Origin of the sequence: Sphingopyxis sp. USTB-05, assembly GCF_023822045.1 — a bacterium.
In the GTDB taxonomy this organism is placed as follows: Bacteria; Pseudomonadota; Alphaproteobacteria; order Sphingomonadales; family Sphingomonadaceae; genus Sphingopyxis.
Genome location: NZ_CP084712.1, coordinates 4670112 through 4679489, shown reverse-complemented (window position 1 = coordinate 4679489; position 9378 = coordinate 4670112). Strand labels below are relative to the sequence as shown.

8 protein-coding genes and 1 pseudogene are annotated in these 9378 nt (G+C 65.2%); 6 read left to right on the top strand and 3 right to left on the bottom strand.

The window, feature by feature from the left end; translation table 11 throughout:
• Nucleotides 1-504 precede the first annotated feature (504 nt).
• Nucleotides 505-768, bottom strand: coding sequence for a 30S ribosomal protein S20 (gene rpsT / locus KEC45_RS21845; RefSeq protein WP_062185384.1), 264 nt, complete (start codon nt 766-768; stop codon nt 505-507).
• A gap of 189 nt (nt 769-957) precedes the next feature.
• Nucleotides 958-1770 (bottom strand): bifunctional DNA-formamidopyrimidine glycosylase/DNA-(apurinic or apyrimidinic site) lyase, encoded by an 813-nt coding sequence (gene mutM / locus KEC45_RS21840; RefSeq protein ID WP_062185388.1) that lies wholly within the window; start codon nt 1768-1770, stop codon nt 958-960.
• A gap of 93 nt (nt 1771-1863) precedes the next feature.
• On the opposite strand from mutM, the gene KEC45_RS21835 reads away from it, so the two are divergent.
• Together KEC45_RS21835 and ubiB are read left to right on the top strand one after the other, a co-directional pair.
• Complete coding sequence (locus KEC45_RS21835; protein WP_062185391.1) at nt 1864-2601, top strand: class I SAM-dependent methyltransferase; 738 nt, start codon at nt 1864-1866, stop codon at nt 2599-2601.
• Complete coding sequence (gene ubiB, locus KEC45_RS21830; RefSeq protein WP_062186909.1) at nt 2598-4148, top strand: 2-polyprenylphenol 6-hydroxylase; 1551 nt, start codon at nt 2598-2600, stop codon at nt 4146-4148. Before KEC45_RS21835 ends, ubiB begins: the two co-directional genes overlap by 4 nt.
• Here ubiB and KEC45_RS21825 read toward each other — a convergent pair.
• A complete protein-coding gene (locus KEC45_RS21825) occupies nt 4141-5157 on the bottom strand; it encodes a hypothetical protein (RefSeq protein WP_062185394.1) in 1017 nt (338 codons plus the stop codon). The genes ubiB and KEC45_RS21825 overlap by 8 nt on opposite strands.
• A gap of 160 nt (nt 5158-5317) precedes the next feature.
• On the opposite strand from KEC45_RS21825, the gene KEC45_RS21820 reads away from it, so the two are divergent.
• The 4 genes and pseudogenes from KEC45_RS21820 to dut all read left to right on the top strand — a co-directional run.
• Nucleotides 5318-6442, top strand: coding sequence for a glycosyltransferase family 2 protein (locus KEC45_RS21820; RefSeq protein ID WP_062185398.1), 1125 nt, complete (start codon nt 5318-5320; stop codon nt 6440-6442).
• Nucleotides 6430-7542 carry a hypothetical protein gene (locus KEC45_RS21815; protein WP_062185400.1) on the top strand — a complete coding sequence of 371 codons (1113 nt, stop codon included), beginning with the start codon at nt 6430-6432 and terminating at the stop codon, nt 7540-7542. Before KEC45_RS21820 ends, KEC45_RS21815 begins: the two co-directional genes overlap by 13 nt.
• Before the next feature lie 110 nt (nt 7543-7652).
• Nucleotides 7653-8933 carry a phosphopantothenate--cysteine ligase family flavoprotein gene (locus KEC45_RS21810; protein WP_062185402.1) on the top strand — a complete coding sequence of 427 codons (1281 nt, stop codon included), beginning with the start codon at nt 7653-7655 and terminating at the stop codon, nt 8931-8933.
• Nucleotides 8896-9357, top strand: a pseudogene (dut, locus tag KEC45_RS21805) (dUTP diphosphatase); the annotation flags it as partial. The gene KEC45_RS21810 and the pseudogene dut, both read left to right, overlap by 38 nt.
• Between the last annotated feature and the right edge of the window lie 21 nt (nt 9358-9378).

Sequence of the window (9378 nt, the reverse complement as noted above, 5' to 3'; positions counted from 1 at the left end):
CGCTCCGCCCTTTGCGTCTTGCCCATGCCGATTGCTGCTCTCTATCACGCCGTGCCGCCCCCTCAGGTCCCCGCGCGCCGGACGATCGGGCGGCCGGCCACGCGCCGATCCGTCCGCTGCGCAAGTGGCACAGCTTTCCTGTCCGAGACAAAGCGTCCCGAAAAGTTGCGAATCATGTCGATGTGGCGGCCGCCGGCGAAGGCCGACGACGCCCCTGTCTAGTCAGGGGTCGCCGAGTCGATCAAGGGGCGCCCATGTAAAAATACTGAAATAAAAATCTTGACTCATCGGGGGCACCGGAATCGCGCCAGCGTGCCATTTTTCCTTATATTTTCAATGAGTTAAATGTGACAATCCAGAGACGAAACAACGAATCGCCGTAATTCCGTCACTTACCGCGCTGCAACACTATTGCCATCGCGCTGTCACAATATCGGACGCAAAAAAGGACCCGCGGGCAAGATGCCAGCGGGTCCTTTTTGTTCCCTTTCGGGACGAGCCGGTTCAGGCGATCGCGTTGACGCTTTTCGTCAGGCGCGAGAACTTGCGGGCCACGGTGTTCTTGTGGAGCACGCCCTTGGCAACGCCGCGCGCCATTTCAGGCTGCGCCGCCTTCAGTGCGGTCGCGGCCGCATCCTTGTCACCCGCTGCGACGGCGACTTCGACCTTCTTCACCAGCGTGCGAATGCGCGAAACGCGATTCTTGTTCACGACGGTGCGCGCGGTGTTGCGGCGGATGCGCTTCTTTGCCTGCGGCGTATTGGCCATAAATTCCTCTAGTCTTTCAAACGGTCTACATGGTCGGAGCACAGCCTCAGCGGAGCAGCCGAATCGCGCAATTTGCAGCGAATCAATGTCCGGATGCGGCCGGTTCCGGACGACCGGACCCTGCTCGAAGGGTGCGCGCATAGCGATGAAGGGTGATTTGGTCAATGGCTTTGCGGGTGATTCCCCGCATTATCGTTGGCATTTCGGGCAATAAAAGGTCGACCGGCCCGATTGCACGATACGCGCGATCGTCCCGCCGCATTCGCAGGCCTCGCCTTCGCGGCCATAGACACGCCAGTCCTTCGCGAAATAGCCGAGGTCGCCTTCGGGGCTGAGGAAGTCGCGCAAGGTCGATCCGCCGGCCGCGATGGCGGCGATCAGCACCTGCTTGATCGCGGGCACCAACACCGCAAGCTTGGCCTTCGATACGTCGGCGGCAGGCTTCACCGGCGAAATGCGCGCCATGTTGAGCGCCTCGCAGACGTATATATTGCCCAGCCCTGCGACGATCGTCTGGTCGAGCAGCATCGCCTTGATCGGTGCACGCCGTCCCGCCAGCGCCCTGGACAAATAGGCGGCGTCGAAAGCATCCGACAGCGGTTCGGGGCCCAGCGTGACAAAGGCGGGAAACCGCATCAGCGGATCACCCGACACCAGGTCGACCGATCCGAATCGCCGCGGGTCGTGGAGGAATAGCCGATGCCCCGCCCCGGTTTCGAGCAGCAGATGGTCGTGCTTGCCCGCCTCGCCGCCCTCGGTACGCCAGCGCCCCGACATGCCGAGATGAAAGATCATATGATCGTCGCGGTCGGTCGAGATGACGCCATATTTGGCGCGGCGCGACAGGCCGGTGACCGTCGCGCCGGTCAGTCGCTGCGCGAGGTCGGCGGGAAAGGGGCGGCGCAAGTCCGGACGATATGTCGTGACGGCGGTCAGCCGCTGGCCTTCGAGAAACGGCGCGAGGCCGCGGACAGTGGTTTCGACTTCGGGGAGTTCGGGCATATCGCCTATCGGGCTACGCGCCATTTGCGCGGGCGGCAAGGCCCCGCTAAAGGCCGTTCGACTTTACCACTCCCCCGCAAAGGCGCGCACTCCATGGCCACTCCCGACACCGTCAGCTTCGGCTATGAACAGGTCCCTGCGGGGGAAAAGACCGCAATGGTCGGCGAGGTGTTCAGCCGCGTCGCGCGCAAATATGACATCATGAACGATGCGATGTCGGGGGGCATGCACCGCCTGTGGAAGGATCGCTTCGTGCGCCGCGTGAAACCGCGCGAAGGTGAGACGATCCTCGACATGGCGGGCGGCACCGGCGACATCGCCTTTCGCATGGAGCGCTTCGGCGCCAGCATCACCGTTGCCGACATCAACCCCGACATGCTGGGCGTGGGTGTCGAACGCGCCGCCGAACGCGGCATCGACAGCCTCGTCTGGTCCGAACAAAATGCCGAGAAGCTGTCGTTTCCCGACCAGTTTTTCGACGCCTATACGATCGCCTTCGGCATCCGCAACGTCACCGACATCCCCGCCGCGCTGAAGGAAGCGCACCGCGTGCTGCGCTATGGCGGGCGTTTCTTCTGCCTCGAATTTTCGACCAACGAATGGCCGGGTTTCGCGCAGGCCTATGACGCCTATTCGCACCATCTCGTCCCCAAGCTCGGCAAGCTGATCGCCGACGATGAGGACAGCTATCGTTATTTGATCGAATCGATCCGCCGCTTTCCGCCGATGCCCGAATTCGCGAGGATGATCCGCGAAGCCGGCTTCACGGCGGTCAAGGTCGAGCCGATCCTCGGCGGGCTCGTCGCGATCCACAGCGGGTGGAAAGCTTGACCCGACCCGTCACCCATATCGTCCGCCTGCTGAAGTGGGGGCGCATCCTTGCGCGTCACGGCGCGCTGCGCGGAATCGAGAGCGCGCCGCAGACCCCGCCGGGGGTCAAGCGCCTCTGCCGCATTGCTCGGCTAGGTACGATCCAGCCAAAGATACCCGACTATGCCGCGGCCTTTCAGGCGATCGGCCCGGCCGCGGTCAAGCTCGGCCAGACGCTCGCAACGCGTCCCGACCTCGTCGGCGAGGAAGCCGCGCACAATCTGCTGACGCTGCAGGACGCGCTCGCCCCCGTCGCCTTCGAGCGCATCCGGCAGGAAATCGAGGCGACCTTCGAGGTTCCGCTTGAGAGCCTCTATAGCGAATTCGATCCCGAACCCATCGGATCGGCGTCGATCGCACAGGTCCACCGCGCGGTGACGACCGATGGCCGCAAGGTCGCGGTAAAGGTGCGCCGTCCCGGAATCGACAAGCAATTCGCGCGCGACATCGAAACCTATGAATGGGCAGCCGCGCATCTCGAGGCGCTCGGCGGTGAAGCAACGCGGCTGCGCCCGCGGCAGGTGATCGCCAATTTCCGCCGCTGGACGCTTCGCGAACTCGACCTCCGCCGCGAAGCCGCCTCGGCGTCCGAACTTCGCGACGCCATGGTCGGCGTTCCGACCTATGAGGTCCCCGCCATCGACTGGGACCGTACCGCGAGCCGCGTCATGACGCTCGACTGGATCGACGGGATCAAGATTTCGCGCCGCGACGCGCTGATCGCCGCCGGGCACGATATGGAAAAATTGTCGGCGAACCTCGTGAACGCCTTCCTGCGGCAAGCGATCGCCGAGGGCTTCTTCCACGCCGACATGCACCAGGGCAATTTGTTCGTGAAGTCCGACGGCACGATCGCCGCCGTAGACTTCGGCATCATGGGGCGGATCAACCGGCAGGCGCGCTACTGGCTCGCCGAAATCCTCTATGGGCTGACCACGGGCAATTACCGCCGCGTCGCCGAAATCCATTTCGAGGCGCAATATGTCCCCGACTATCACAGCGTCGAGGAATTCGCGACGGCGTTGCGCGCGGTCGGCGAGCCGATGCGCGGCAAGCCGGTGAGCGAGCTTAGCGTCGGGCAGATGCTCGACGGCCTGTTCGCGATCACGCGCGATTTCGACATGCAGACCCAGCCGCATCTGCTGCTGCTGCAAAAGACGATGGTGATGGTCGAGGGCGTCGCCACGATGCTGAACCCCAAGATCAATATGTGGGACGTCTCGGGCCCGTTCGTGAGCGAATGGATCCGCGACGAACTCGGCCCCGAGGCCGCACTGGCCGATGGTTTGCGCGAACAGGGCAAGACGCTGGCGCTGATCCCCGACATCATCCGCCGCCTCGACGCGCAATTGCCGAAGAAGGGCGCCGCGCCGCCCGCACCGCCGCTGCCCGACATTCCGTTGATGTGGGATTCGGGCGAGAACCGCCGCTGGTGGCGTTATGCGCTGACCGCGCTGGCGGGTGCGGCGGCGGGCGCCGCGGCATTGTGGGCGCTGGGGATCAGCTAGAGGTCAGGTCCTTCAGCGCATCCTTCTCGGGCTTCTTGCCAAGGTTGCGGATGCGCCAGACCACGACCGACAGCACGCCAAGCGCGCTGACCAGCGCGAGCAGCATCGTACGGACACCGCCAAGGCTGTCGGTCAACCGCGACACCATCATATCGAAGCGGCCGATCGCGTCGGCTTCGACATCGACCGCGATCATCCGGCTGTCGATCGTATCGAGCGGTTTGCCATTCTGTTCGGCAAGGCTTTCGACCTTCACGCCCAGCTTGAGCTGTCCGTCCTGCTTTGGCGAGACGGTCCAGTCGAACGAGAGCATGCGCGACAGCCCGCGTTCCTTGCACTGACGTGCCGGCCCGTTCAGCTCGAACTGTGTCGCGAGCAATTCGGCGCAGACCCACGAGCCGAGCCGAATGTCGACGGTCTTCACGTCGCCGGCGTCGGTCGCGCTGTCGACGACCTGCGCCGCGACCTCCTTCGCGCCGATCACCAGCTTGACCGGATAATCGCGCCCCATCGCCATCCGGCGGGGCGGATCAAAGGCGGCAACGCCGCTCTGCATCGTCGCGAGCAGGCCCGAATAATTGGCACATTCTTCGGGTGTCGCGAGGCCGCCGAGCTGCGGGCAGGCGATCTTTGCGGAGGCGCCCGGATCGCTCGCGGAGCCCGCAGCGGAATCGGCCAAATGCGTGGCCCCCGTCGACCCTGCACTGGCGCCCGGGATGTTGATATGCCCCTTGCGCGCGGCTTCGACCTGTTTCTTGGCCTGGGCCACGGCGGCCTTTGCTTCTTCATAGGCGCGCATGGCTTCGGCGCGTGCCGATTGCTGTTCGCGAGCAGCTTGCTGTGCCATTGCTTCCTGTTGGGCGCGATAGGCGGCCGCGCGCTCGTCTTCATAAGGCGAGGCCCCGCCCGGCGCAGGCGGCAGCATCTCGGGCGCCTTTTTTGCGTAACCGCACCCCGAAAGCGCAAGCGATATCGCAAGCACAAGCGTCCCGCCCCAAAACCCGTTCATTCAGCCCCCCATCCCCGAAGGCGACCCCCAATCGCGAAATTGCATGTTTACAAGGTCGCGTCCACATGAAGCCGCCATTGGTTACCGGATATTTACCTTAAATCGCCACTATCCGATCCTGACCAACCCCGGACGTGAAATCCGGAAAAACCGAGGTTTCATGCGCCACGACACCCTGATTGCCGAAACGATCCTCCCCGTCGACGCGCTGCCGCTCGAGGTTGCGGTCGTCGTGCCGACGCTCAACGAGGCGGGCAATGTCGAAAGGTTGATCGAAAAACTCTCGGTCGTACTCGCCGGGCGCGGATGGGAAGTCGTATTCGTCGACGACAATTCGCCCGATGGAACAAGCGAACTGATACGCCGCATCGGCCGCGGATCGCGGCATGTGCGGATCGTCCAGCGCGTGGGCCGCCGCGGCCTGTCATCGGCGGTTGTCGAAGGCATATTGGCGACGGCGGCCCCCGTGATCGCGGTGATGGACGGCGATCTTCAGCACAGTGAGGATGCGCTGCCGCAGCTGATCGACGCGATCGCGAACGGCGCCGATATCGCCGTTGGAACGCGCTATGTCGCAGGCGGCGGAATCGGCGACTGGGACAAGGACCGCGCCCGTATGAGCCGGCTTGCGACGCGCGCCGGGCAGATCGCGCTCGGCACCGATGTGAGCGACCCGATGAGCGGCTTTTTCGCGGTTCGCCGCGACGCCTTTGAACGCGCGCTGCCGCGCCTGTCGGCGATCGGCTTCAAGATATTGATCGACATATTGGCGTCGAGCCCGACGCCGCTGAAGGTCGCCGAAATCCCCTATCAATTCCGCACGCGCGAGGCGGGCGAAAGCAAGATCGGCGCACGCGTGATCGCCGAATATGCCGAGCTGATCGCCGACAAGACGATCGGCCGTTTCATCCCCGTCCGTCTGCTCAAATTCCTGATGGTCGGCGGGATCGGCGTATTCGTCCATCTCGCGGTGCTGCGCACGATCCTCGGCACTGGCAGCGCCTTCGTCACCGCGCAGACGGCGGCGGTGATGACCGCGATCGCTTTCAATTTCTTTCTCAACAACAGCTTCACTTACGCCGATCGCAAGCTCAAGGGCTGGCGCGTCGTCGGCGGCCTTGCCAGCTTCTATGCGATTTCGGCACTGGGCGCGGTCGCCAATATCGGCATCGGCACATGGATGGCGGGGCATGACGAGCGCTGGTGGGTCGCCGGGGTTGCCGGCGTCGTGGTCGGCGCGATCTGGAACTTCGCAATGTCGTCGGCGCTGACATGGCGCAAGTAGCGACCGCAAAGCGAGACTGGAACCGCTTCGCCGGCGTCTCGCGCCCGGTCGCAGCGGCGATTCTCGGCCTGCTCGTGCTGCTGATGGCGTGGGGAGTTGCCGGCGGCGTCGGCCGCGATCATGTCGAAGTCGCAAAGCCCTCTTCGGCGCATTTCGACGGACTCGTCGGCGATCATGCGCTTTATGCGCGCATCGCGCAGCGGGTTGAGGCGGGAGACTCCTATTATGCCGCGGCGGCGGCCGAACACCGCGCCGGCAATTATCCGCTGCGCCCCTTCGTCGCCGTTCGTCTGCCCACGCTCGCCTATATCGTGGCCGCGCTTGGCGAGCAGAAGGTGCAGTTCGCACTTCTCCTTATCGGCGGTGCCGCGGTCCTTGCGTGGTATCGGCGGCTGCGAACCGAACCGGACCTCCCGCGCACCGCCACGATCGGTGCCCTGTTCGTCGCTGCGAACCTGACGCAGTTGGCCGCACGCGAGTGGCTGTTCATCCACGAAGTCGCGGCGGGCGCGCTCGTCGCGCTCGCGCTCGCGCTCTATCGCCCCGCCCGCCCATGGGCCGCGATGGCGGTTATCGCGGCCGCGCTCGCGATCCGCGAGACCGTATTGCCGGTCGCAATGCTGTTCGGCCTCTTCGCATTGATCGACCGCGACTGGCGTGCGGCAGCGGGATGGCTCGCGATCGGCCTTTGCTTCGCCGCCGGCCTTGCGGCGCATATCGCGGCACTGGCGACGGTCACGACCCCCACCGATGCCGCGAGCCAGGGCTGGAACGGGCAAGGCGGCTGGATCGCCTACGTGTCGTTCGTCCAAGCCTCGTCGCTGCTCCGCTTCTTCGCGGGATGGGTCGGCGCACTGCTCGTTCCGCTCGCGCTGCTCGGCTGGGCGGCATGGCGTTCACGCCTGGGGCTGGCGACATTGCTGATCCAGCTTGGCTATGCGGCCCTGCTGATGGTCTTCGCGCGGCCCGCCAATTTCTATTGGGCGATGCTCGTGACGCCGACCCTGTTCATCGGGCTCGCCTTCGCGCCCGCCGCGCTCGCCGAAATCATCCGTTCGCTGCGCGGTGAAAAGCGAACTGTTCGAGCTGCCCCCGTTTAAGGCGTGCGCTTGAACTGAAGCCAGGAAGCGCATAACTGATGCGCGAAGGAGACGGCGATGAATCACCCCCTGTCGATCGCCCGCCCTAGCGCGCAGGCCTGCCACCGCTGATGCCCGCGCCGCGCATTCTTCTGATCATCGGCGGCGGCATTGCCGCGTACAAGAGCATCGAGCTCGTCCGGCTGCTGCGCAAGGGCGGATATGTCGTCCGCTGCGTGATCACACGTGCGGGCGAGCAGTTCGTGACGCCGCTGACGCTCGCGGCACTGAGCGAAAACAAGGTCTACACCAGCCTCTTCGACCTCAAGGATGAGGTAGAGATGGGGCATATCCAGCTCAGCCGCGAGGCCGACCTGGTCGTCGTCGCGCCCGCGACCGCCGATTTGCTGGCCAAAATGGCGGCGGGGATCGCCGACGACCTTGCAACCACGTTGCTGCTTGCCACCGACAAGCCGGTGCTCGCCGCGCCCGCGATGAATGTGCGCATGTGGCTGCACGCCGCGACGCGGCGCAATATCGCGACGCTGCGCGGCGACGGCGTGACGGTGATGGAACCCGACGAAGGCGAGATGGCGTGCGGCGAATATGGTCCGGGCCGGCTGCCCGAACCCGCGGTGATCAAAGATGCGATCGACGCGGCGCTTGCCAACGCACCCACGCCGATTCCGCTGACCGCTCCGGAGGCGCTGGCGGGCCAGCCCGATTTTGCGCCCGCGAACCGCCGCCCGCTCTATGGCCGCCGCATTCTGATCACCGCGGGACCGACGCATGAGCCGATCGACCCGGTGCGCTACATCGCCAACCGCTCGAGCGGGAAGCAGGGCTTCGCGATTGCCGCCGCCGCCGCCGAGGCCGGAGCCGAAGTGCTGCTGATCGCCGGGCCCGTCCCGCTGCCGACCCCGCCGGGCGTGATCCGCGTCGATGTCGAAACCGCCGTCGAGATGGCGGCCGAAGTCGAGCAGGCATTGCCCGTCGATGCCGCGATCATGGTCGCCGCGGTGGCCGACTGGCGCGCCGCCGATACTGCCGCGCAAAAGATCAAGAAGGATGGCAGCGGGCAGGTTCCGCCGCTCGCGCTCGCCGAGAATCCGGACATCCTCGCCGGCCTCGCCAAATCGTCCGAACGCCCGAAACTGCTGGTCGGTTTTGCCGCCGAAACCAACGACGTCATCCCCCACGCGCAGGCGAAGCTCGCGCGCAAGGGATGCGACTGGATCGTCGCGAACGATGTCTCGGCTGATCCGATGGGTGGCGAAAGCAACCGGGTACATATCGTTAGCAAAGACGGCGTAGATAGCTGGGACCGGCTTCCCAAGCAGGCCGTCGCCCGCAAATTGATGGAAAAGATCGCCGATGAGCTCGAAAAACGTGCACTCCTTGAAAGAGATTGAGATCGCCATCCAGCGGCTGCCCAACGGCGGCGGTCTGCCCCTGCCTGCCTATGCCAGTGACGGCGCAGCGGGCATGGATGTCGTCGCGGCCGAGACGCTGACGCTGCGCCCCGGTGCGCGCTACGCGGTCGCGACCGGCTTCGCGATGGCGATCCCGGCGGGTTACGAGGTGCAGGTCCGCCCGCGCTCGGGCCTCGCGCTCAAGCATGGCATCACCTGCCTCAACACGCCCGGGACGATCGACAGCGATTATCGCGGTGAGGTGAAGGTGATCCTCGCCAATCTTGGTGACGAGCCGTTCGAAATCAGGCGTGGCGATCGCATAGCACAGATCGTCCCGGCGCCCGTCCAGCGCGCAGCCTTCGCCGAAGTCGAGACGCTCGACGAAACGGCGCGCGGCGCTGGCGGTTTCGGGTCGACCGGAGTCGAAAGCGACGCGGTTGAC

Excerpts from the sequence above, each read along its gene's own strand:
- rpsT (WP_062185384.1), bottom strand. The coding sequence starts at position 768 with ATGGCCAATACGCCGCAGGCAAAGAAGCGCATCCGCCGCAACACCGCG.
- mutM (WP_062185388.1), bottom strand. The coding sequence starts at position 1,770 with ATGCCCGAACTCCCCGAAGTCGAAACCACTGTCCGCGGCCTCGCGCCG.
- KEC45_RS21835 (WP_062185391.1), top strand. The coding sequence starts at position 1,864 with ATGGCCACTCCCGACACCGTCAGCTTCGGCTATGAACAGGTCCCTGCG.
- KEC45_RS21825 (WP_062185394.1), bottom strand. The coding sequence starts at position 5,157 with ATGAACGGGTTTTGGGGCGGGACGCTTGTGCTTGCGATATCGCTTGCG.
- KEC45_RS21820 (WP_062185398.1), top strand. The coding sequence starts at position 5,318 with ATGCGCCACGACACCCTGATTGCCGAAACGATCCTCCCCGTCGACGCG.
- KEC45_RS21815 (WP_062185400.1), top strand. The coding sequence starts at position 6,430 with ATGGCGCAAGTAGCGACCGCAAAGCGAGACTGGAACCGCTTCGCCGGC.
- KEC45_RS21810 (WP_062185402.1), top strand. The coding sequence starts at position 7,653 with ATGCCCGCGCCGCGCATTCTTCTGATCATCGGCGGCGGCATTGCCGCG.